This is a genomic window from Exiguobacterium sp. PHA03, from assembly GCF_041945985.1.
GTDB lineage: Bacteria > Bacillota > Bacilli > Exiguobacteriales > Exiguobacteriaceae > Exiguobacterium_A.
Map to the genome: position 1 here is coordinate 1,419,822 of NZ_JAUTYQ010000001.1, position 23,925 is coordinate 1,443,746.

At 48.2% G+C, this 23,925-nt stretch carries 22 protein-coding genes, 1 other RNA gene and 2 other annotated features; of the genes, 2 read left to right on the plus strand and 21 right to left on the minus strand.

Annotation, left to right across the window (positions count from 1 at the left end; translation table 11 throughout):
• Nucleotides 1-9 precede the first annotated feature (9 nt).
• The 9 genes from udk to recD2 all read right to left on the minus strand — a co-directional run bounded on the left by udk (nucleotide 10) and on the right by recD2 (nucleotide 9,094).
• The gene (gene udk, locus Q7C19_RS07600) at nucleotides 10-657 is read right to left on the minus strand and encodes a uridine kinase (protein WP_035406565.1); all 648 of its coding nucleotides are present in this window, start codon (nucleotides 655-657) and stop codon (nucleotides 10-12) included.
• Nucleotides 658-673: 16 nt separating this feature from the next.
• A complete protein-coding gene (locus tag Q7C19_RS07605) occupies nucleotides 674-1,312 on the minus strand; it encodes an O-methyltransferase (protein WP_081780346.1) in 639 nt (212 codons plus the stop codon).
• 71 nt (nucleotides 1,313-1,383) lie between these two features.
• A complete protein-coding gene (gene mltG, locus Q7C19_RS07610) occupies nucleotides 1,384-2,532 on the minus strand; it encodes an endolytic transglycosylase MltG (protein ID WP_035406563.1) in 1,149 nt (382 codons plus the stop codon).
• 78 nt (nucleotides 2,533-2,610) lie between these two features.
• The gene (locus tag Q7C19_RS07615) at nucleotides 2,611-2,904 is read right to left on the minus strand and encodes a DUF1292 domain-containing protein (RefSeq protein ID WP_023468908.1); all 294 of its coding nucleotides are present in this window, start codon (nucleotides 2,902-2,904) and stop codon (nucleotides 2,611-2,613) included.
• Nucleotides 2,891-3,178 (minus strand): DUF1292 domain-containing protein, encoded by a 288-nt coding sequence (locus Q7C19_RS07620; protein ID WP_023468909.1) that lies wholly within the window; start codon nucleotides 3,176-3,178, stop codon nucleotides 2,891-2,893. The genes Q7C19_RS07615 and Q7C19_RS07620 overlap by 14 nt, the downstream gene beginning before the upstream one ends.
• 14 nt (nucleotides 3,179-3,192) lie before the next feature.
• Nucleotides 3,193-3,615: a Holliday junction resolvase RuvX gene (gene ruvX, locus Q7C19_RS07625; RefSeq protein WP_375091921.1), complete on the minus strand. Its 423-nt coding sequence runs from the start codon at nucleotides 3,613-3,615 to the stop codon at nucleotides 3,193-3,195.
• Nucleotides 3,612-3,881, minus strand: coding sequence for an IreB family regulatory phosphoprotein (locus Q7C19_RS07630; protein ID WP_029342229.1), 270 nt, complete (start codon nucleotides 3,879-3,881; stop codon nucleotides 3,612-3,614). Before Q7C19_RS07630 ends, ruvX begins: the two co-directional genes overlap by 4 nt.
• 34 nt (nucleotides 3,882-3,915) lie before the next feature.
• A complete protein-coding gene (alaS, locus tag Q7C19_RS07635) occupies nucleotides 3,916-6,558 on the minus strand; it encodes an alanine--tRNA ligase (RefSeq protein WP_214853112.1) in 2,643 nt (880 codons plus the stop codon).
• Between the two features lie 57 nt (nucleotides 6,559-6,615).
• Nucleotides 6,616-6,826 (minus strand) — a binding site (T-box leader).
• A gap of 42 nt (nucleotides 6,827-6,868) precedes the next feature.
• Nucleotides 6,869-9,094, minus strand: a complete 2,226-nt coding sequence (recD2, locus tag Q7C19_RS07640) for an SF1B family DNA helicase RecD2 (protein WP_056062464.1) — start codon at nucleotides 9,092-9,094, stop codon at nucleotides 6,869-6,871.
• 116 nt (nucleotides 9,095-9,210) lie between these two features.
• On the opposite strand from recD2, the gene Q7C19_RS07645 reads away from it, so the two are divergent.
• Nucleotides 9,211-9,759 carry a VOC family protein gene (locus Q7C19_RS07645; protein ID WP_290772620.1) on the plus strand — a complete coding sequence of 183 codons (549 nt, stop codon included), beginning with the start codon at nucleotides 9,211-9,213 and terminating at the stop codon, nucleotides 9,757-9,759.
• A gap of 47 nt (nucleotides 9,760-9,806) precedes the next feature.
• On the opposite strand, the gene Q7C19_RS07650 is transcribed toward Q7C19_RS07645, so the two are convergent.
• From Q7C19_RS07650 to cymR, 4 genes are read right to left on the minus strand one after another with little or no spacing between them, the layout of a single operon-like run.
• Complete coding sequence (locus Q7C19_RS07650; protein ID WP_056062473.1) at nucleotides 9,807-10,472, minus strand: tetratricopeptide repeat protein; 666 nt, start codon at nucleotides 10,470-10,472, stop codon at nucleotides 9,807-9,809.
• A 13-nt stretch (nucleotides 10,473-10,485) separates the two neighbouring features.
• Nucleotides 10,486-11,607 carry a tRNA 2-thiouridine(34) synthase MnmA gene (gene mnmA / locus Q7C19_RS07655; RefSeq protein ID WP_029342234.1) on the minus strand — a complete coding sequence of 374 codons (1,122 nt, stop codon included), beginning with the start codon at nucleotides 11,605-11,607 and terminating at the stop codon, nucleotides 10,486-10,488.
• A gap of 16 nt (nucleotides 11,608-11,623) precedes the next feature.
• Complete coding sequence (locus Q7C19_RS07660; protein ID WP_035406543.1) at nucleotides 11,624-12,751, minus strand: cysteine desulfurase family protein; 1,128 nt, start codon at nucleotides 12,749-12,751, stop codon at nucleotides 11,624-11,626.
• Between the two features lie 13 nt (nucleotides 12,752-12,764).
• Nucleotides 12,765-13,172 (minus strand): cysteine metabolism transcriptional regulator CymR, encoded by a 408-nt coding sequence (gene cymR / locus Q7C19_RS07665; protein WP_056062801.1) that lies wholly within the window; start codon nucleotides 13,170-13,172, stop codon nucleotides 12,765-12,767.
• Between the two features lie 60 nt (nucleotides 13,173-13,232).
• On the opposite strand from cymR, the gene Q7C19_RS07670 reads away from it, so the two are divergent.
• Nucleotides 13,233-14,570, plus strand: a complete 1,338-nt coding sequence (locus tag Q7C19_RS07670; protein ID WP_056062480.1) for a replication-associated recombination protein A — start codon at nucleotides 13,233-13,235, stop codon at nucleotides 14,568-14,570.
• Nucleotides 14,571-14,581: 11 nt separating this feature from the next.
• Here the strand turns inward: Q7C19_RS07670 and Q7C19_RS07675 are convergent, their stop codons facing one another.
• From Q7C19_RS07675 to Q7C19_RS07710, 8 genes are all read right to left on the minus strand, one after another.
• Entirely contained in the window at nucleotides 14,582-15,346 is a 765-nt protein-coding gene (locus Q7C19_RS07675) for a tRNA threonylcarbamoyladenosine dehydratase (protein WP_023468920.1), read from the minus strand.
• A 93-nt stretch (nucleotides 15,347-15,439) separates the two neighbouring features.
• Nucleotides 15,440-15,629: non-coding RNA, 6S RNA (ssrS, locus tag Q7C19_RS07680), on the minus strand.
• A gap of 73 nt (nucleotides 15,630-15,702) precedes the next feature.
• Nucleotides 15,703-16,887, minus strand: a complete 1,185-nt coding sequence (locus Q7C19_RS07685; RefSeq protein ID WP_290772630.1) for a DASH family cryptochrome — start codon at nucleotides 16,885-16,887, stop codon at nucleotides 15,703-15,705.
• 289 nt (nucleotides 16,888-17,176) lie between these two features.
• The gene (locus tag Q7C19_RS07690; protein WP_035406536.1) at nucleotides 17,177-17,761 is read right to left on the minus strand and encodes a DNA-3-methyladenine glycosylase; all 585 of its coding nucleotides are present in this window, start codon (nucleotides 17,759-17,761) and stop codon (nucleotides 17,177-17,179) included.
• A 62-nt stretch (nucleotides 17,762-17,823) separates the two neighbouring features.
• The gene (aspS, locus tag Q7C19_RS07695) at nucleotides 17,824-19,590 is read right to left on the minus strand and encodes an aspartate--tRNA ligase (protein ID WP_035406533.1); all 1,767 of its coding nucleotides are present in this window, start codon (nucleotides 19,588-19,590) and stop codon (nucleotides 17,824-17,826) included.
• Nucleotides 19,587-20,867, minus strand: a complete 1,281-nt coding sequence (gene hisS / locus Q7C19_RS07700) for a histidine--tRNA ligase (RefSeq protein ID WP_035406530.1) — start codon at nucleotides 20,865-20,867, stop codon at nucleotides 19,587-19,589. The genes aspS and hisS overlap by 4 nt, the downstream gene beginning before the upstream one ends.
• Before the next feature lie 42 nt (nucleotides 20,868-20,909).
• Nucleotides 20,910-21,131 (minus strand) — a binding site (T-box leader).
• 45 nt (nucleotides 21,132-21,176) lie between these two features.
• Entirely contained in the window at nucleotides 21,177-21,626 is a 450-nt protein-coding gene (dtd, locus tag Q7C19_RS07705; protein WP_035406526.1) for a D-aminoacyl-tRNA deacylase, read from the minus strand.
• Between the two features lie 14 nt (nucleotides 21,627-21,640).
• Nucleotides 21,641-23,839: a RelA/SpoT family protein gene (locus Q7C19_RS07710; RefSeq protein ID WP_056062492.1), complete on the minus strand. Its 2,199-nt coding sequence runs from the start codon at nucleotides 23,837-23,839 to the stop codon at nucleotides 21,641-21,643.
• Nucleotides 23,840-23,925: the final 86 nt, after the last annotated feature.

Sequence of the window (23,925 nt, forward strand, 5' to 3'; positions counted from 1 at the left end):
TTTTTGGAATCAATATCCTCTTTGATCAAGTGCCGAACGATAATCAAGGATCGCTCGGATTTTCGTTACGAGTAAATCGATTGCCACGTGGTTTTCGCCGCCCTCTGGTACGATGATATCCGCATAACGTTTTGTCGGTTCACAGAACTGCAGATGCATCGGACGGACGACATTCGTGTACTGCTCAACGACAGAATCAATTGAACGCCCACGTTCGTTGATATCACGTTGCATCCGACGAAGAATGCGAACGTCCGCATCCGTATCGACGAACACCTTAATATCCATTAGTTCCCGTAACCGTTCATCTTCAAGCGCTAAAATTCCTTCTACGATGATGACATCACGTGGTTCGAGACGAATCGTTTCTTGAGCACGTGTATGTGCGACATAATCATATACCGGTTTTTCAACGGCAATGTTTTCGCGGAGCGCTTGAATGTGTTCGATCAAAAGACCATTATCGAAAGCAAATGGATGATCATAGTTTGTCTGATATCGCTCTTCCATTGATAATTCACTTTGGTCTTTATAGTATGCGTCCTGTTCAATCATGACGATTGATTCGCTTGGGAACGCATCGACAAGTGAACGTGCCACCGTCGTCTTCCCTGAACCCGTTCCGCCCGCTACGCCTATTACTACCGGTTTTTGCATGTCATTCGTTCCTCCATCATTTCGACTTTTTCCGACTGACGGATACACCGTCACCGAGCGGAAAAATCGTCGTATCATATTGTTCTTGTTCCATCATCCAGACCGTGAATTCTTTGACGAGACGCACGAGCCGACGTCTTCTTCGATCGAACGTCTTCGGGTCAGGCTCAAGGACATCTCCGTGTAAGAAGAGATTGTCCGTATAAAGCACGCCACCCTCTGGAATGAGTCGCCCATATCCCGCAAAGAATTTTTTATACTGTCCTTTAGCTGCATCGATGAAGACTGCATCAAACTGGTCTTCAAGCGTTTCGGCTAATTCTACTGCATCACCAAAAATGATGTCAATCCGATCCGCCACATCTGACCGGGCGATGAAGGTTTTTGCTTCTTCATACCGCTTTGCATTCCGTTCGATTGTCGTAATACGCGCATCCGGTAACGCGCGTGCCATCCGGATCGCACTATAACCAATTGCTGTTCCGACTTCTAGAATACGCTTCGGTTGCTGTAATCGCAGGAGCGACAACAAGACTTCGGAACCGGTCAACTCGATGATCGGTATATGATGTTCTTCCGCATAACGCTCCATTTCTTCTAGTAGGGCATCACGAGGATGAATCATCGATTCGACATAGGTCGTGAAATCCTTCACGCCATTCACTCCCTCTTCCGCATAAACAGGTTGACTTGAAGCGTCATTTCCGCTTCAACCCAACCCGTTGCTCATTGCTCTTTACTCGCTTCGTATTCCACCCATTCCGGTTTATACTTAACGACGTTTCGTTGATGTTCTTCATATGTCTCTTCGTAAAGAATCTGTCCTCGTGGATGTGTATCACTTGGTGGACGGGCGAAGAAATAGACATATTTTGTTTTATTCGGGTTCAAGACAGCTAATACGGAATCCTTACTGACCGTTGAAATCGGACCAATCGGAATTCCTTCGTACTTATACGTATTGTACTTCGAGTTATTCTCAAGATCCTTCAGCGTCGTCAATGCCGTATTCTCGCCTGTGCCATACCAAACCGTCGGGTCCGACTGAAGTTTCATGCCATCATCTAAACGGTTTTTGAAGACGCCTGCGATTTCACGACGATCCTTCGGTGTCGCGGCTTCACGCTCGACCATTGAACCGAGACTGAGCACTTCATGGAAGGTCATGCCTGACTTTCGAATGGCATCCTCATTTTCATCGTAGACTTTTTCTGTCTCGTCGAGCATCGTCTCGACGATTTGATCAATGCTTTTTCCTTTATCGAACTCATACGTTGCTGGGAAGAGATATCCTTCAAGTGCGTACAAGACGCCATTCTTCTTCACTTCATCCGTCAACATCGGATATTTTTCAATCATGGCATCGATGAACATCGCATCCGTCAATTCTTTACGAATCGTCTCTTCTTTGAACTTCGTCGCTTTCGCGATTAAATCAATTTGACGATCCATCGTGATGCCTTCAGGTAACGTGATTTTCACATCCGCTGCCTTCATGACCGTTCCCGTTTTCAATTCATTGATGATTTCATCCGGGGACATGGCTTGTGACAGGGTATATGTACCCGCCTGGAATGACGATTCATTCTTATAACGGACGTAATAACGGAAAATCGTCTCGTTTGCAATCAAATCTTTTTCCTTTAGTAAGGAAGCGATCGTACTCGTTCCTGCGCCTAAAGGAATTTCGACTTTGACGGATTTCGTCGCTGCTTCATCGACCGGTTCAAGCGCATTTTTCAAAAAGACATAGATGACCGCACTGGTAACTAGAAAAATCGTCAACAATACAGAAAGGATGATCAGCGTGATCCGGCGTGATGTCCGGCGTCGCCTTTTTTCGATTTCAGCATTTTGCTTCCATTCGTTCTCCATCGGTTCCTCCTTCTTCTCTTAAAACAAGGTGACACCGTAAGAGAAAGTCTCTTACGACGTCACCTGTCATGAGTCGGGTTAGTCTAACTGATCTTCGAGCGTGTTAAAGACTTCTTCGATTTCATCCCAAGTCGCTGTATCGTCTTCGTCGATTGGTACGAGGTTGAAGTCGTTGTCTCCATCACCGTATTCGTCGAGTTCGTAAACGAAGATATCGACTTCTTCTGCTTCGTCATAATCTGCTCCGATTGGCTCGAGGAAGATGTATGTCTTGCTCGAACGTGGGCTTTCATAACGCAGACGTTCTACGAATTCGAAATCATTTCCTTCGCCGTCCGGAATTACGTAACGTGTTGGCTCATTCTGTTGCATCAGTGATCCGCTCCTTTAACGCAAGCTCGAGTTCATCCCAAGTTTGCTCATCATTTTCATCGATCAGGCTCAATTCAAAATCATCTTCGCCTTCTCCATATTCATCGATCTCACAGATGATTAGATCATCCGCTCCTTCGTCAGGGTTACCGATCATTTCAAGAAATAGATAGGTTTTTCCTGTACGTTCACTTGAGTAACGGTACCATTCTTCGAAAAGATGTTCGCCGCCCTCTTCATCTGGAAAGAGATACTGACGTTTTTCTTCAGCCATCGGTTTCTCCCCCTTCATCGATTCGCCCGATCCAAATACGATTGCAGGATCATGACGGCAGCCATCTTATCGATGACTTGTTTTCGTTTCTTGCGGCTGACATCGGCATCGATCAGCATCCGTTCTGCTTGCATCGTCGTCAACCGTTCATCCATGAAGACGACTTCAAGCCCAGTATGCTGTTCAATTTCCTTCGCAAAGGCTTCACTCGCCTCCGCACGGGGACCGATGGAACCGTTCATGTTTTTCGGAAGACCAATGACTAGGATTTCGACATTGTATGTCTCCCTGATGACATCGAGCTGTTTGAAGGCTTCTGGGTAATCCGGTTCCGTCCACTTGACCGTCTCGACACCTTGCGCCGTCCAGCCCATCAAGTCACTGACCGCTACCCCGATCGTCTTCGAACCGACGTCTAGTCCCATTGCACGTTTCATTTTGAATTTCCACTCTCCGCCAAATAAGATTTCACGAGTTCTTCGAGCAATTCGTCACGTTCAATCTTACGAATTAAGTTACGTGCGTCATTATGACGAGGAATGTAAGCAGGATCTCCAGATAGGAGATAGCCGACGATTTGGTTGATCGGATGATATCCTTTTTCTTCTAAAGCATGATAGACCGTCAACAACACATCCCGTGTCGCTGCTTTGTTATCGTCTTCTGGAAAGTTGAATTTCATCGTTTGATCCATCTGACTCACGTTCATCACCTCTTTCATATACACTACGTTTCTATTATGCCAGTGATTGCACGTATTGTGAAGCGTACGCGAGTGCTTCTTCTAATTTCGACGCATCTTTCCCACCAGCTTGAGCCATGTCAGGGCGACCGCCACCGCCACCACCGCAGCGTGTTGCGACTTCCTTGATCAATTTACCAGCATGATAGCCTTGGTCGATTAAATCTTTTGAAACGCTTGCGACGAGATTGACTTTTTCACCTTGCGCACTACCGAGAACAATGATTGCTGATCCAAGTGAGCTCTTCAACTCATCCATCATACCGCGGAGGGCATCCATATCTGAGACGTCGACACGTTTCGCAAGCACACGTACGCCGTTGATTTCCTCAACATCGTCCTTTAGTGAAGCAGCTTCGATGTTCGCAAGTTTTGCTTGCAACGATTCGTTCGCCCGTTCCGTCTCACGAAGTTGTTGTTGCAGTGCTTCGATACGGACCGGAACTTCCGTCGTTTTCGTTTTCAAGACAGCTGCTGCTTGTTCGAGTGTTTCTAAGTGTTGATTCATCACACGATACGCGCCTGCACCTGTCACGGCTTCGATCCGGCGTGTACCTGCACCGATCCCAGACTCTGAGACGATCTTGAACAGACCGATCTCTGCAGTGTTTCCGACGTGGATTCCGCCACACAATTCAATCGAGTATGTGCCTGCTGAGACGACACGGACCGTTTCCCCGTACTTCTCACCGAACAATGCCATCGCGCCTTTTGCTTTTGCATCAGCGATGTTCATCTCTTCGATATCAACCGGTAATGATGCCCAGATCGCTTGGTTGACGTCTTGTTCGATTTTTGTCAACTCTTCTTGTGTCACGGCACCGAAGTGTGAGAAGTCGAAGCGGAGACGTTCTGGAGAAACAAGTGATCCCGCTTGGTTGACGTGTGTTCCGAGCGTGTCTTTCAATGCTTTATGAAGCAAGTGTGTTGCTGTATGGTTTTTCGTGACGGCTTTACGTTCTGCTGCTTCGACGTTTGCAACGACATCCGCCGCTTCCGTTGCGATTCCTGTACGGACGATGACCGTATGCAAGTTTTGACCGTTTGGTGCCTTTTGAACATCTTTGACATCAAGAACGAAGTCTTTGCCTTCGATTGTTCCTGTATCCGCGACTTCACCACCACTTTCAGCGTAGAACGGCGTGATATCGAGAATGACTTGCGCTTCTTCACCAGCAGCCACTTCTGTGACTCGTTCTCCATCATGCAACAATGCGATGATTTTTGCATCCGCCTTAAGGTCGGTATAGCCGACGAACGTACTTTTATCTTTTAGTGTCGAGAGGACTTCCGATTGTTGTTGCATCGAACCGCTCTCTTCACGTGCTGCCCGCGCACGTTGACGCTGTGCGTCCATCGCTTGTTTGAAGCCTTCTTCATCAACAGACATCTGATGATCTTCCGCATACTCAACTGTCAATTCGAGTGGGAAACCATACGTGTCATACAGACGGAACGCATCTTCGCCACTGATGACATGCTCACCGTTTGCCTTAGACGTCTGAGCGACCGTGTTCAAGATTGCAAGACCGTCATGAAGCGTCTCATGGAAACGTTCTTCTTCGTTTTTAATGACGCGTTTGATGAAGTCCGCTTTTTCCGGAACTTGTGGGTAGAAGTCAACCATGACGTTCCCGACCGTATCAACGAGTTCATACATGAACGGACGTTCGATCCCGAGCATCTTCGCATAACGAACCGCACGGCGTAGTAAACGACGAAGGACATATCCACGTCCTTCATTCGAAGGAAGAGCACCATCACCGATCGCAAATGATACAGTACGGATGTGGTCTGCGATGACTTTGAATGCTACATCAAGTTTCGAATCATCACGGTAGATCTTGCCGCTGATTTCTTCTGTCTTATGAATGATCGGCATGAACAGATCCGTATCGAAGTTCGTCGGCACGTCCTGCATGACACACGCCATCCGTTCGAGTCCCATCCCAGTATCGATGTTTTTACGCGGAAGTTCCGTGTAGTTGCCGTGTCCGTCGTGGTTGTACTGACTGAAGACGATATTCCAGATCTCGAGATAGCGTTCGTTTTCGCCACCTGGATAAAGTTCTGAATCGTTCGGATCGTCTCCGAAAGCTGGACCACGATCGAAGAAGATTTCCGTATTCGGACCAGATGGACCTTCACCGATTTCCCAGAAGTTATCTTCAAGCGGAATGATCCGCTCAGCCGGTACGCCGAGTTCAAGCCAGATTTGACGCGCTGCATCATCTTCCGGATGAATCGTGACCGAAAGACGTTCTGGGTCAAGACCGTACCAGTCATCACTCGTCAAGAGTTCCCATCCCCATTTGATTGCATCTTCACGGAAGTAATCACCGACAGAGAAGTTTCCAAGCATCTCGAAGAACGTATGGTGACGCGCTGTTTTCCCGACGTTTTCGATATCGTTCGTCCGGATTGATTTTTGTGCGTTGACGATACGTGGATTATCAGGAATGACACGACCATCAAAATATTTCTTGAGTGTTGCAACACCCGAGTTGATCCACAAGAGCGATGGATCCTCGACCGGCACGAGTGAAGCACTCGGTTCGATCGCATGCCCTTTGCTTTGGAAGAAATCAAGATACATCTGACGGATTTGTGCACCCGTTAATGGTTTTAGAGCTTTCATGAACAGTTACCTCCATTGGTTTTATTTGGACGCAAAAAAACGATGCTTTCATCCCTGAAAAGGGACGAAAGCATCGCTTCCGTGGTACCACCCTCGTTCGTAAGCAACCTATTGCCTACCTCGAACATCTGATAACGGGGATGACCCGCAGGTGTTTACACCCGACTCCGGAAGGAGCTTCAAAGGGACTCGAGAAAGTGATTGCAGCAGACTCACTTCTCTCTGGACTCGAGTTTTCCTTTTACTTGTCTTCCATCAACGTGTTACGTCCATTCATCTATCGTGATTATTACCTATCGAACAGCATCCGTCAAGTCTTTGTCACCCCACCGAGTCGTTCGATCAATCGTGTTCGGCGCCGGGGTTCCTCTTCTTGCGACGCTTTATGGAACGCACGCGGATCACCGAATAATAACAAACTCGATTTTGCCCGAGTAACTGCCGTATAAATTAAATTTCGGGAATGTTTGAACGCCCCCGTGAAATAGACCGGCATCAAGACGATCGGAAACTCAGATCCTTGCGCTTTGTGAATCGTAATCGCATAGGCGTGCGTGAATTGATCCCAATCACTCCGGTTGTACTCGACCTCCGTCTGATCGAACCGGGCGATGATTTTATCGACTTTATCGACATTCTCTTTAGCGAAGAAGATATTGACGATTTCGCCGATATCTCCGTTATAGACGTTTTCTTCCGCATTGTTGACGAGCTGGAGAATCTTGTCCCCGGTCCGGTAAATCCGCGTCCCTTGTTTGACTTCCCGTTTCTTCGGTTCCTCCGGGTTATAGACGCGTTGCAAGGCGACATTCAATTCGTCGATCCCGACCTGACCCCGGTAGGTCGGCGCGAGGACCTGGACATCGAATTTCGAGTAGCCTTTTGCGAGTGCTTTTTCCGCGAAGGCCGAGATGCCCCGTAACGTCTCTTGCGGAGACGCAGTATAGAAGCGGCGATCCGCAAGTGGTGATAACAAATCAGCAGACGTCGTCCGATTCTTCAAATCGTGCGCAAGACGCAATATCGAAGAATCTTCTGCTTGACGATGGACGACGTTCAAACGGACGACGGGAATTCCTTCCGTATCCATCAAGTCTGCCAGCACCTGTCCTGGACCGACGGATGGCAATTGATCGCGGTCACCGACGAACAAGATCTTCATGCCATTCGGGACGGCGCGAAGCAAACTCGATAACAAGTAGATATCAATCATCGACGATTCATCGATGATCAGTACTTTTCCCGTGATCGGCTGATCCTCATTCAGTTGGAAGTTCGTTCCGTCATACTTTAAGAGACGGTGAATCGTCATCGCCGGTACATCTGTTGCTTCCGATAGACGTTTAGCGGCACGTCCCGTTGGTGCAACAAGGACGTATGGATAGACATCCCCTGTCTTGACGCGACTCTTCTCAAGCGGCCAGTCATGAATTTCTTGCAACGCATGCAAAATTCCCTTGATGACAGTCGTCTTACCGGTACCCGGTCCACCAGTCAAGACCATCAGCGGCGCTTTGACCGCTAACTCGATCGCTTCTCGCTGTTGCGCGGCATATTCCATGCCAAACTGTTCTTCGAGGTGCCCGATTGCTTCAAGAATCGTCGCGACATCGACTTCTTGTTCAGCACCGTTTGCCATGACGCGTGCTAGCTCCTTCGCCGCTCGGACTTCCGCATAAAAGATCGTCGGTAAATACAAGCAACCTTCTTCAAGCTTGACCTTATCTTCAGCGAGCAACAGTTCGATCGCTTGTTCCAGCCGCTCTCCCGGATCTTCCCCTAGCAGACGGGGTGCCCGTTGCAACAGAGAGTCGACCGTCGCGAAGGCATGTCCCTCGCCCGCTTCTTGTTCTAATATATGCATGATCGAAGCAGCGACACGCTCTGGATGTAGCCCGACAAGTCCGAGGTGCGCGGCAATATGATCGGCTGTCTTAAAGCCGATCCCGTTTACTTCATACATCAAGGAATACGGATTCTCCCGAATCCGTGCCATGGCGTCGCCCTCGTACGCGGCATAGATCTTTGCCGCTAGCTTCGGTGTGACATCAAACGGTGCTAAGAACAGCATCAACTGATCGACACCGTATAACGTGGCGAGTCGATTCAATATGATGTCGGCTTGTTTTTGTTTTAACCCAGGCACCTGATTCAGTACCCGTTCATCCTTTAATATGAGATCCACTGCGTCTTCTCCGAGAGCATCGACGATATTTTTCGCTGTTTTCGGACCAATGCCGGTGAACGAACCATTCGTCAAGAAGCGGATCGTCGCATGCTTTGTCATCGGAACCGATCGGCGAATCAGCTCCGCCTTCAGTTGTTTTCCGAAGCGAGGATGATCAACGAGACGACCGAATGCTTGATACGTCCCTCCGAGTTCGATTCCGACTCCTGTACCCGTAATGACGAGCTCGGTTTCTTTTAATTCAAAGTTCTTTTCTTTGACGGCGACCAATACAATGGAGTGTGCTTCTTCTTCAGAAGAAAAGAGCACACGTTTGACGCGCCCGACGACTTGATGGGGGTGCTCCATCACTCCACCTTCTTTCTCTCTTTTTCATTCGCTGCTTTCATCATAGCATTCGTTTACCAGATTTTAAATCAGGGAAAGATAACGTGAAACATTTCGTTAAGAGGAGGAGTTCAAGGATGGCACGTTTACCGATTGCAGGATTGTGTGAATTAGTACTTGAAGTCGAGGATATGGATCGCGCCCTTGGCTTTTGGAATGAGACACTTGGTATTCCGATTGTCGAGCAATGGGCACCTGAGGATGCTGAGCCGAGCAAAGAACAATCTAAACAAGATGGGGTCTGGGCAACGTGGCTCTACATTGGCGGCAACACCCGACTCGGTCTTTGGCTGAAACGGGACTTCACGATGGAAGAACGAACCGTTAAACATTTACCGGTCTCCGAATGGGATACGTTGTACGATGAAGGCGGAGTCCATGTCCACTGTGCCTTTTACGTTGAGAAGGACGAGTTCCAGCAAGCCTTAAATCAGCTTCGGGAAGCTTCAATCACCGTGAAGCTAAGAGAATGGGATGAACAGGAGACCTCGAACCAAAAAGAGTATTCCGCTTATTTCAAGGATACAGAAAATAACGTCATCGAACTGTATACGAAAAACATGGATGAAGCCTATGAAGACTTTTCCGGACCTCCGCTTCGTGTCATCCGTGAAGTCGGGAATTAAATACCATACAAAAAAGACGACTCCGCCTGGAATCGTCTTTTTTTAGATCAATCTGCTTGTTTTAATAACGCATCCATCTTCGCTTTTGCATCTCGTGCAAGCGCGTGTTCAGGCTGATAGGCAAGAACGGCTTCAAGTTCTGCATAACAGGCTTCCTGTTGACCGAGGAAGGCAAGAGCAATCGCATAATTGTATCGTGCATCTGTATGCGTTTCGTCAAGCATCAAGACATGCTCGAACATCTCGACCGCTTCTTCCAACTTCTCGTTTTGCGCTAAGGCAAGTCCGTATTGGAATGCGATCTCGATATCGACACCGTTTAGTTCTGACGCACGCTGTAAACGAGGTAAGCCGCGGACTGGATCACCGAGTTTTTGATACGTCATCCCAAGCATGAAATGGAGATCCGCGTCGTCAAGTCCATATAACAACGCTGCCCGCAATGATTCCTCTGCTTCGACGAGTTTGTCGGCAGCAAAGAACAAGGCACCTTTCGCATAATAGGCACTCGCAAACGTATTATCAATCATCAGTGCCCGGTCATAAAAACGAAGGGCACGATCAGCGTCGTTCATCGATTGGAGTAATGTTCCAAGATTGACGTACGCCGTCGGATCTTTTGGGTTTTGTTCGATCGCATCATTAAAAGCTTGCGCTGCTAATTCATAATTTCCAGCTTCTAGATGCCGGAACCCTACTTCATTATAGTTCATCTTCTTTTGCTCCTTACGCTAAATAAGCGAGGCGTTCGCCTGCTTTATAGGCTGCATCGATTGTCGCACCACCGAGGCAGATGTCTCCATCATAGAACACGACCGCTTGTCCTGGTGTGATCGCCCGTTGACGTTCGTCAAACGAGACATCGAGTCCATCTTCAAGGACACGAACCGTGACGGCTGTGTCTTGTTGACGGTAACGGAATTTCGCTGTGCAACGGAATGTCTCACCGACTGGACGTTCAGATGTCCAACTGACATCTGAAGCAAGTAATCCTTCCGAATACAATAATTCGTTATGGAATCCTTGATCGACATAGAGAATGTTCTCTTTTAGGTTTTTTCCGACGACGAACCAAGGTTCTCCGTCGCCACCGATACCAAGCCCGTGGCGTTGCCCCATCGTATAGTACATCAATCCATCGTGACGACCCATGACGTTGCCGTCAAGCGTCCGCATCTCACCGGGTTGTGCCGGTAGGTATTGACCGAGGAACTGTTTAAAATTCCGCTCGCCAATGAAGCAAATACCGGTCGAGTCTTTTTTCTTAGCTGTAGCGAGGTTCGCTTCTTCTGCGATCCGGCGCACTTCTGATTTTTCCATGTGACCGATTGGGAACATCGCCTTCGCGATTTGCTCTTGCGACAATTGATTCAAGAAATACGTTTGATCCTTGTTTGCATCGACACCACGAAGCAATTTATGTTCTCCATCTTCATAGACAGCACGTGCATAATGACCTGTCGCGACGAAATCGGCACCAAGACGCATCGCGTGATCGAGGAAGGCTTTGAACTTGATTTCCTTGTTACACATGACGTCTGGATTCGGTGTCCGACCGAGTTTATATTCATCGAGGAAGTACGTGAAGACCTTATCCCAGTACTCTTTTTCAAAATTGACCGCATAATACGGAATGCCGATTTGATTGGCTACGGCGATGACGTCTTCATAATCTTCCGTCGCCGTACAAAAGCCGTTCTCATCCGTGTCATCCCAGTTTTTCATGAAGATCCCGATGACGTTATAGCCTTGCTCTTTTAATAAATGAGCCGTCACAGACGAATCGACACCGCCCGACATCCCAACGACGACTGTCGTTTCACTCGGGGCTTTCGCTCGTGTATTCATTCATTTCACCTCTTAGTTAATTCTGAAACGATTTTACGACATCTTGCAAGGCTTGTGCGAGTAGTTCGACTTGCGCGAGCTCATTTCCGTGACCAAAACTGATCCGAACCGATGCGCGCGTCCGTTCATCTTCACCATACATCGCCGACAAGACATGCGAAGGCTCGACGGATCCTGCCGTACATGCACTCCCGCTCGATACAGCCATCTGGCGCATATCAAGCATGATCAAGAACGGTTCGATTTCAATTTGCGGGAAGTAAAGATTGAGGACATTCGGCAATCCTTCAACACCGTTGACTTCGTAAGTGACGCCACTTTCATCCAAGCGTGTTAGCAAAACGCTACGCAGTTGTTTGATGTGGTCCTGCTGTTGATCGCGCTCTGCGATCATCAGTTCGAGCGCTTTCGCTAAACCGACGATTCCCGGTACGTTCTCCGTACCAGCGCGACGCTTGCGTTCCTGTTCTCCGCCATACGTCTGCGTCGCTAATTTCACACCTGTCCGTACATATAATAGCCCGATTCCTTTTGGACCATTGATTTTATGACCAGACGCGGATAAAAGATCGACCTGTAACGCTTCGACATCAATTGCTTGTTTTCCGAACACTTGCACCGCGTCCGTATGGAACAAAATACCGCGTTCCCGTAAGAATTGACCAATTGCCGCAATCGGCTGGATCGTCCCGACTTCATTGTTGCCGAACATGATCGAGACAAGTGTCGTATCTTCCCGGACAGCTTCTTGCAAGGCATCCAATGAGACGACGCCTGTCGTTGGTACATCAAGATACGTGACGTCATAGCCTTGTTTTTCGAGCTCTTCGAAGGCGCGTAGCACGGCATGATGCTCAAAACGTGTCGTAATGAGATGACGTCCTTTTTCACGCGCTGCCTCTGCCGCACCGAAGATGGCATAGTTATCCGACTCCGTTCCACCACTTGTGAAAATCAGTTCAGTTGGTTTCGCGTTCAATTCTTGTGCGATCTGCCGACGTGCTTTGTCAATCGCTGCACGAGCAGACCGACCAGCCGCATGGACACTCGATGGGTTACCATACTGTTCGAGCAAATAAGGCGTCATCGCCTCAAGGACTTCCGGACGCATCGGCGTCGTCGCCGAATGGTCAAAGTAATTCATTCGTTTTCACCTCTCAAATATAGAACATGTATCCTGTATCGTCTTCTTCCGCTAAGTCTTGTAGCGTCGTTGAATCGAGTACTTGATCGACTGCTTGTTGGATTTTATCCCACAGTTTGCGTTTCGTGACCTCGTCACATGCATCACCTTCAACGACAACGAGTGGTCCTTCAAGTAAGCGGATGATTTCACCCGCCGTGATGCTTTGCGCTTCACGACCGAGCTTATATCCGCCATAAGCGCCGCGGACGCTTTTGACGAGACCACCATTACGAAGTGGTGCGATCAATTGCTCGAGATAGTGTTCAGATAAGTCATACATCTGCGCGATTTTCTTTAAGGACAATGGTTTAGATTCAGCTTCTTTCGCGAGTGCGATCATGATCGTCAGACCATATCGCCCTTTCGTCGAGATTTTCATCATGCGAAGGATCATCCTTTCTAGTATAGTAGTAGCTAAAAGTGGAAGGAGCGTATGTGTATGGCACATTTATTTGAATCCCAGTCTCCTGCCGGACCGCTCGCGAATCGAATGCGTCCGCAGAATCTGGATGAAATCGTCGGACAACGTCATCTGATTGGAGAGACAACGCTCCTGCGGCGTGCCATCTTAGCCGATCGTCTCGGAACCGTCATTTTTTACGGTCCACCCGGTACCGGTAAGACGACGCTCGCACGTGTCATCTCCAGTTATACGAAATCAGCATTCGAGCAATTGAATGCGGTCACGGCGAAACTGGAACAATTACGGGAAATTCTAAAAGCAGCCGAAGCTCGTCTTCAGTTCGAGGATCAAAAAACGATCCTTTTTCTCGATGAGATCCATCGGTTCAATAAGATGCAGCAAGACGCCTTACTGCCAGCGCTTGAAGCGGGTACGATCACATTGATCGGGGCGACGACGGAAAATCCGAGTTTTGAGGTCAACGCCGCTCTCTTATCGCGGGCAACAGTCTTTCGTTTTGAACCCCCGACGGCAGATGATTTACGGATCGTCCTCGATCGGACCCTGAAGGACACGGAGCGTGGTCTTGGCAAATATCCAATCACGATCACGGATGAAGCAATCGATCATTACGTCAAGTTGTCAGACGGCGACTACCGGGCATTATTGAATGCACTTGAACTCGCCGTCTTAACGACGCCAGAAATTGATGGTCAGATCACGATCGATCTTTCTGTCGCCGAGGAATCGATTCAGCAAAAAGCATTGAAGTACGATAAGGACGGCGATCGTCATTACGATGTCATCTCCGCCTTCATCAAATCGATTCGCGGTTCCGATCCGGACGCCGCTCTCTACTGGCTCGCCGTCATGATTGAAGCGGGCGAAAGTCCACGTTTCATCGTCCGTCGTCTCTACGTCCATGCGGCAGAAGACATCGGTCTGTCTGATCCGCAAGCGTTATTAATGGTCGATGCCTGCGCACGCGCGTGCGAGTACGTCGGTTTCCCGGAAGCACGGATCCCGCTTGCTGAAACGGTCTTATATCTCGCGACGGCACCGAAATCGAATGCTGTCATCTCAGCAATCGATCAAGCATTGACGCTCGTTCGTCGTTCGGACGGCGGACCCGTCCCGCCGCACTTGCGCGATGCCCATCATCCGGGGGCAGCGGCGCTCGGGAATGGTGTCACTTATCAATATCCTCATGAGTTCGAGCATGCCTATGTGCCACAAAATTACTGGCCCGAGAACCTGGCCCGAACAAAGCCGGTCTTTTATCGCCCGAGCCCGCGCGGTTTTGAGAAACAACTGCAAGCTCGACTTGATTTTTGGAACAAACAAACAGCCACACATCAGAAAAAGCGACCATAAGGTCGCTTTTTTTAACGAACGCGTTCGATCGTCACGCCAGCTTCACGGACAATCTCATTGATGACGTAGCTCGCTGCAATCAGTCCACCGACAGATGGAACAAATGCATTCGAACTCGGTGGCATCTTCGCTTTACGAATCGCAGCGGCATCGTTTCCGACGACTTGGCGGACTTCTTCAATGATCTTAACGGGTGGTTCATCGGAAAAGACGACAGGAACACCTTTATGGATGCCGGCTTTCCGGAGTTTCGTCCGAATGACCTTCGCTAATGGATCATAACTTGTATCTTTGATGTCAACGATCTTGATGCGTGTCGGATCCATCTTGTTTGCCATCCCCATGCTCGAAATGATCGGAATGTTACGTTTCTTACATTCTTGAATCAAGTGAATTTTGAACGAGACCGTGTCCGATGCATCGATGACATAATCCGGCTGCTGTTCAAAGAACGACTCGAATGTTTCTTCATTGTAGAACATCTTTAAACGAACGATTTCAAGGTCTGGATTGATTAACGCAAGACGTTCTGCCATCGCATCGACCTTCGGCTGACCGACCGTCGGAAGCAAGGCATGAATTTGTCGGTTAACGTTTGTAATATCGATATCATCCTTATCGACGAGAATCAAACGACCTACACCACTACGGGCAAGTGCTTCTGCTGAGAACGAACCAACACCGCCGATTCCCAGAATAGCGACAGACTTGGATGCCAATGCGTCAAGTCCAGTTTTACCGATTGCTAGTTCATTACGCGAAAATTGATGTAACATCTCATAACCTCACAATACTCATACTGTTTTACTCGGAATTATATCATAAAAAAAAACGTCATGCGACGTGTCAAACAATAAAATAATAAGACGATGGGACCCGAAGTGCCGTGTCGATACCTTATTTTTGAACCTGCTGTGCAGGTGGGTGTCTTATCCGATTCCTATTCGTACGTCCTCCTGCTGTGTTACGAGGCATGTACTACTAGTTGGAACGTCAAACTCCCTATCAAAAAAGAGTGGCTCAAAGATAAAAGGCGGCTCTCGTACAATTCAGGAACCCCATCTGATGCATTTAATATAGCATCCTCCCCTCTGAAATGCAACTACTTCCCACTCCAGAAAAAGATGCTTTTTTAAGTCCAACGTTTCGTGAAGTCTTCGTTCGGATCATATCGTTGTTGCTGGAACACGGGATCGAATCGTGGCGTCCGTGTCGCATTCCCGACCCCTGCGATGAATGCCCAGTTGCCATAGTTCGAAGCGACGTCATGATCAATCAATTGTTGTTCAAAATACTGTGCTCCGATGCGCCAGTCCTGTTTTAATTCATGAATGAGATAACTAGCAACGATCTGCCTGCCCCGGTTCGACATCCATCCCGTCTCGCGAATCTCGTTCATAAAGGCATCAACGAACGGTACACCGGTCTTTCCTTTTATCCAACGTTCGACAGCTAGCTGATCCGTCTTCCACGTGTATTGACCTTCCTTTAATCCATTCGATCGAAACAGACGACTTCCTGTCTCACGCATCGTTAAATGGAAAAAGTCACGCCATAACAGTTCGAAATACAACCAGTACGTCGATTCATTTGCTCCCTTTTTTCGCTCGGCTTCCTGCAATTCAGCCATGACGCGACGCGGTGACAGCGATCCGTTCGCTAGCCAGGCAGATAACTTCGAAGAATCATCTCGCAAAAAACCATTACGTGTTTCTTTATAGGTGAATACAGGCTCAGCAAAGTATTCTTGAAGACGTGCTCTCCCCGCTGATTCTCCACCACGGAACGGGAACGCAATCTCTGGATCCGCTTTGACTGATTCCTCCCTTATTAATCGAATACCGGTTGGTGGATCAAGTGGATCGTAGAAGGTTCCTTTCGCCTCGACACGTTTTCGAAACGCTGTAAAGACGCGCTTCAGTTCGTCACTTCCGATATCTTCCCGGCGATGTAGTGTCTGTGTCTCAAAAGAACGGACTGTATATCTGTCTTTGACATACTGCTCACTTGCCGCTTCTTCTGTTCCAGTCATCTTATGGAAATAGACTGTATCATCCGTTTGTAGATAAGAATCAAGTGCCTCATTCACCTTCCCCTCTAAAATATCTAATGCAATTCCGATTTGAGACAAATGATCGGCTAAATTCACTAATGTCTCTTCTTCGAATTTCGCTTGTTGCGCGCCTCTTTCAAACAGCTGTTCCTTATGATTTTTAACGTATACTGCCCGAATCGTATCTTGTTCTTCGCATGCGCTCCGAAGTGCTTCATGATCATCGACACGCAAATCATTGCGGTACCAGACGACTGCTCCCATATTGATCGGCTCCCTTCTCTTATACTATGACCCGACCAAGGGACTTAGAAAACCAATCGATGTGCCGACGAGGTTTTAAGACGTTGTTTTCGTGGAATATGATTACTACAACAAATCAGAGGAGTGAATGGATCAATGGCTGCAAAACGCGGTAAACTCAGAACATTAGTGACGCTTGTAACGACGGTTGGACCAATCGTTTATAAATTCTATAAAAAACAACAAGCTAAAAAATCAATCAACAATCCTAAATAAAAAATGGACGCTTCCTGATCGGAGCGTCCATTTTTTAACGTTTACTGACACCTTCACTCGCGTCGACATAAAAACGCCATGGATAGGCCGTCGCTTCTCCAGCATTTGGAATACCAATGCGTGTCGTCTGGACGATTGCATCGACTGGGTCGGCAACGAGTCGAAACCGGTCTTGATAAAGATCCTGACCTGAATCAGCAGTCGTTAGACCGAATCCTTGGCACAATTTTGCCGGTCCATTGACGAGATTTCGTCGTTGAATCGCAGTCAATTCTGCGTAGGAACAACCGAAACGGCGTTCAGCGACAAGATCGTGCCCACTGATGATTTCGGCACCTCGTAACAGCAGTCCGTATCCTTCCCCTTCATGTCCACAAACGATATTCATACAGTGATGCATACCATACGTGAAATAAACATATAAATGTCCGGGTGGACCGAACATCGGTGCCGTTCGTTTCGTCGGTTTACCGGAAAACGAGTGTGCCGCTTGATCGTGAGGACCGAGATAGGCTTCGACCTCGACGATTCGCATCGTTACCTCATCGACCGTGATGTGTGTTCCTAAGAAGTCTGGTCCGACTTCAACTGGAGACCGTTCAAAAAAGTGTCGTTCCATCCGTTCGCCCTCCTTCATGAAACAAGCGAACCTCCCATACCGGAAGATTCGCTTGTCGTGACTTAAGATTGTTTGACTGCTGTACGAATTGAGAGATCATTCAATTGCGCATCCGAGACTGGGCTTGGTGCTGCCGTCAACAGATCACTTGCTGATGCTGTTTTCGGGAAGGCAATTGTATCACGCAAGTTCGAACGCCCTGCGAGTAACATGACGAGACGGTCTAGACCAAGTGCGATCCCCGCATGTGGTGGTGTTCCGTATTCGAATGCTTCCATCAAGAAGCCGAATTGCTCGTTTGCTTCTTCTTCTGAGAAGCCAAGCAACTTGAACATCCGCTCCTGGATATCCCGTTCATAAATCCGTTGTGATCCACCGCCGAGCTCATATCCGTTTAAGACGAGGTCATACGCGACTGCGAGGACTTTGCCAGGATCCGTCTCGAGCAATTCGAGATCCTCACGACGCGGCATCGTGAACGGGTGGTGGTTCGCATAGAAACGACCATCTTCTTCTTCGTACGTGACAAGTGGGAAGTCTGTCACCCAAAGGAAGTTGAAGACCGACTCATCAATTAAGTCGAGTTCCTTCGCCAACTTCTGACGGAGCGCACCTAAGCTGTCTGCTACGATCGATGCTTTTGCTGCGACGAACAACAACAAGTCGCCTGCTTCCGCATCTGTCGCCGCTGTCAAGCGAGCGGTTGCTTCTTCGTCGAAGAACTTCGCGATTGGACCATTCAATCCGTCCGCTGTCACTTTGACCCATGCGAGACCTTTTGCACCGTAAATCGCCGTAAATTCTTGTAACTTATCGATGTCTTTTCGTGAGAAGCGTTCAGCTGCACCTTTGACGTTCAATGCTTTGACTTCTCCACCTGCTTCAAGTGCCATATCGAATACTTTGAATCCTGCTCCTTTGACGGCATCCGCGACATCGATCAATTCGAGACCGAAGCGTGTATCCGGTTTGTCCGAACCATACCGGCTCATTGCTTCTGCATACGGCATCCGTGGGAATGGTGTCACGATATCTTTTCCGAGCGTTTCTTTCATGACGCGTGTCATCATCGACTCCATCATGGCATACAAGTCTTCGATGTCCATGAAGCTTGTCTCGATGTCGACTTGCGTGAATTCAGGTTGACGGTCTGCACGTAAGTCTTCATCACGGAAACAACGTGCGATTTGGAAGTACCGCTCAAAACCAGACACCATCAACAATTGTTTGAACAATTGTGGAGATTGTGGCAAGGCGTAGAACTCGCCCGGGTGAACCCGGCTTGGGACGAGATAGTCACGTGCGCCTTCTGGCGTTGATTTCGTTAAGATCGGTGTCTCGACTTCCAGGAAGTCTTGCTCATCGAGGAAGTTCCGCATGATGTTCGATGCTTTCGAACGGAGACGGAATGTCTCTTGGAGCGATGGGCGACGCAAGTCGAGGTAACGGTATTTGAGACGTAAATCTTCTGACGTCTGCTCCGCTTCTTCACTGATCGGGAACGGTGTCATCTTCGCTGCGTTTAAGATGACGACTTCATCCGCGACGACCTCGACTTGTCCAGTCGGGATGTTCGGGTTCGGATTCTCACGTGCGATGACATGTCCTTTAATATCGAGGACATATTCCGAACGAATCGATTCGGCAAGACGGTGTGCCTGCTCGTTTTCCGGTTGGAAGACGATTTGGACGATGCCACTACGGTCACGGAGATCAAGGAAGATCAATCCTCCTAAGTCACGTCGTTTTTGAACCCATCCTTTAAGTTGAACGTGTTGTCCGATGACTTCTTCTGTCACCTGTCCGTTCATATGCGTGCGTCCGATCATTGTGCTTCCTCCTTTAATTTCGCGACGATCGTATCAGCGACTGCTGATAACGGAACGTCCGTCTGTTCCCCTGTAGCCATGTTTTTGAGGGCAGCTGCACCACGCTCGACTTCTTCATCCCCGAGGATGACCGTGTAACGTGCTTTCAAGCGATCTGCTGCCTTAAATTGTCCTTTGAACTTCCGACCGAGATAATCCCGATCCGCGACAAGTCCTTCAAGACGCATTAATTGTAGGAGTCGTGTCGCTGTCTTTTCGACTTCATCACTGCCTTGCGCGACGATGAAGACATCGATTTGATCGTCGACTGCTGGTAAGACGTTCTCATTTTCAAGCGCCATCAATAAACGCTCGATACCGATTCCGAATCCGATTCCCGGTGTTGCCGGTCCACCGATCTGTTCGACGAGACCGTTGTAACGACCACCACCACATAGTGTCGTGATTGCTCCGAAACCTTCTGCTTCTGACATGATTTCGAAAGCCGTGTGATTGTAATAGTCGATTCCGCGAACAAGCGTTGGATCAACGACGTACTCGATACCGAGTGCATCTAAGTGAAGCAACACTTCGTCGAAGTACGCTTTTGATGCCGGGTTTAAGTAATCGAGAATCGATGGTGCTGTTGCCATGCTCGGGTGATCGCGGTCGACCTTACAATCGAGGACACGAAGTGGATTCGTTTCGAGACGATTTTGACAGTCCTGGCATAATTCGTGAACGACTGGCTTAAAGTGTTCGACGAGTGCTGCCCGGTGTGCGGCGCGACTTTCGTTATCCCCGAGCGTGTTGATGACCAGTTTAAGATGCTTCAATCCGAATGAACGGTAGATGCTCATCGCGAGACTGATTACTTCCGCATCAATGGCCGGTTGTTCACTTCCGAGTGCTTCAACTCCGTATTGGTGGAGCTGACGGAAACGTCCTGCTTGCGGACGTTCATAACGGAACATCGGGCCGATGTAGAATAATTTCGTTGGTTGGTTCGGTGAACCGAACAGTTTGTTTGTCACGAATGAACGAACGACGGCAGCCGTTCCTTCCGGGCGTAACGTCAACTGGTCTTTTCCGCGTTTCTCAAGCATGAACATCTCTTTTTGAACGATATCCGTCGTCTCACCAACGCCACGTTTAAAGAGTTCTGTCTCCTCAAAAATCGGCGTCCGGATTTCCTTATAGTTGTAACGCTTACTAATTTCACGTAATTGTTGTTCGATGTACTGCCAACGTTCGACTGTTCCTGGAAGGACATCAAACGTACCGCGTGGTAATTTCATCTCAAATTCCTCCTTTTTTGAATACAAAAAAGTTCTCGTCCGCAAAGGGACGAGAACTTGAAGATCCCGTGGTACCACCCTGGTTGTCAAATCACATTTGACCACTCGGTGCAGTTAACGCCTGCGTACGACCTTCCCTACTATCGGTTCAGGAAGATACCTCGGAAGGGTCTTTCATCGAGTTCGTCTGTTCGCCCTTTCAGCCAAGGGGCGACTCTCTAAGCAGACGAGGTCTTGATTACTCCTCTTCGTCTTCGGTCGTATGAATCATTTGGTTACGTCTAATATTGCCTCGTCTCTCGGTTCCTGTCAAGCGTTTGCTTCTTTTTCAAGAATCAACGTTACAGGCCCATCATTAATGAGCGCGATATCCATCATGGCACCGAACTGACCTGTCTCGACCGTCAGTCCTTGCGCACGAAGACGTTCATTGAACGCTTCATACAACTCATTGGCAACATCCGGTTTCGCCGCTTCCGTGAAGGCTGGACGACGTCCTTTTTTGACATCACCATACAGCGTGAACTGCGAGACGGATAGAATCTGACCGTCGACATCCTGTAACGAGCGATTCATCCGTTCTTCCTCATCTTCAAACACACGGAGTCCTGCGATTTTATCAGCTAACCAGTTCACCTGATCGATCGTGTCTTCGTGCGTGACACCGACGAGCAAAAGAAATCCTTGTTTGATTTGACCGATGATTTTTTGATCGACTGTGACACTTGCTTCTTTGACTCGTTGTAATACAACTCGCACGACGGATCCGCTCCTTACGTCATCATGACGCGATGTACAGCATACACGTCAGAGATTTGTTTAATTCGATCGACGACTTTTTGTAGATGATTGACATTATTGATCGCAATCGTCATCGTGATTTTGGCTTGTTTACTGTCGTCGCCCTTCCCACTGACAGCGACGATGTTCGTATTCGTTGCAGATACCGACTGCAAGACATCATTCAACAATCCTGCCCGGTCAAATCCAGAAATTTCGATTTCGACGTTATAACTCTTGACGGCTTTACCTTCATGTTCCCACTCGACTTCGAGCAGACGTTCCGGATTTTGTTCGTGAATGACGTTCAAACAGTCCGTCCGGTGAATTGAGACGCCACGCCCACGCGTGATATATCCGACGATATCGTCCCCTGGAACCGGATTACAACAACGACTCATGCGAACGAGCATGTTATCGATGCCTTTGACCCGAACCCCTTCCGGATTTTCCTTTTTCGGACGATCGAACGTCTTCATCTCACTGATTGCTTCGTTCAGTTCTAGATTTTTGGATTCTTTGTCTTTGCGTAATTTTTCCGTTAATTTATGCGCGACTTGGGCAGCAGTCAGACCATGATAGCCAACAGCAGCGTACATGTCTTCTTCTTGCGAGAAGTTGAACTTCCGCGTCACGTCTTCGAGCGTCTTCTCATTGATGACTTCTTTCGGCTCAAAGCCAAGCTTCTTCACTTCTGCTTCGATCAGTTCCCGTCCTTTTGAGACGTTCTCTTCGCGTTGCTGACGTTTGAACCATTGACGGATTTTATTTTTCGCCTGACTCGACACACAAATCTTGAGCCAATCCTTACTTGGACCATAACTATGCTTCGACGTGACGATTTCGATGATGTCACCTGTCTTTAGCTTATAGTCGATCGGTACCATCCGTCCGTTGACTTTCGCTCCGATCGTCCGGTGACCAATTTCCGTATGAATTCGGTAGGCATAATCAATCGGAACAGAACCTTTCGGCAACTCGATGACGTCACCTTTTGGTGTGAAGACGTACAGCATGTCACTGAAGAAGTCGACTTTGACCGATTCCATGAATTCCTCGGCATCTGCCGTGTCCTTCTGTAACTCCAAAATCTCGCGGAAGTGAGCAATCTTATCCTCAAATCCAGATTTTGCTTCCTGTTCCTTACCTTCTTTATACGCCCAGTGAGCGGCAATCCCGTACTCGGCAATGAAATGCATGTCTCGCGTCCGAATTTGGACCTCGAGCGGCTCGCCTTTCGGTCCGATGACCGTCGTATGCAGCGATTGATACATGTTCGGCTTCGGCATCGCGATATAATCCTTGAAGCGTCCCGGCATCGGTTTATACTGCGTATGAATGATTCCGAGTACAGCGTAACAATCTTTGATTGAGTCAACAATGATGCGAACAGCCATCAAATCATAGATTTCACTGAACTCTTTTTTCGAGTTTTGCATCTTATTATAAATGGAATAGATATGCTTCGGACGTCCATCGACTTCCGCTGCAATCTGTACATCATCGAGTACTTCATTGACCTCTTCAATAACCGAACTAACGAGCGCTTCTCGTTCCGTCCGTTTTTGTTTCATCATCGAAACGATCCGGTAGTATTGTTGCGGATTGATGTAGCGCAAACTGATGTCCTCGAGTTCCCATTTGATCGTCGAAATCCCGAGACGATGTGCAAGTGGCGCGAAGATTTCAAGCGTCTCTTCTGCTTTTTGCACTTGCTTTTCCTTGACCATATGTTGCAACGTCCGCATATTGTGCAAACGGTCAGCCAGTTTGATCAAGATGACACGAATGTCTTCCGCCATCGCGATGAACATCTTCCGATGGTTCTCAGCTAACTCTTCGCGCTTCGATTTATATTTAATTTTCCCGAGTTTCGTGACGCCATCGACGAGCATCGCAACGTCAGATCCGAATCGTTCGGATAATTCTTCGAGTGTAATGTCCGTATCTTCGACGACATCATGAAGAAGCGCAGCGACGATCGTCGTTGCATCCAAACCAATATCGACTAAGATACCGGCAACTTGTACCGGATGAATGATGTACGGTTCCCCTGAACGGCGGAATTGTCCATCATGTTCGTCTTTCGCGAATTGGTAAGCACGTTCGATGTCTTTGACTTCAACTTGCGTCATGTATTCCGCACATCGAGCGAGAAGGTCTTCTACATTTACGATTTGTTTATTTGTCATCCCTTTTCCTCACCCAGTCCCCGGGATCGTCTGCAACGGAATCCCTAATATATAATTCTTATTATCGTGAAATCTTGAGAAGATGT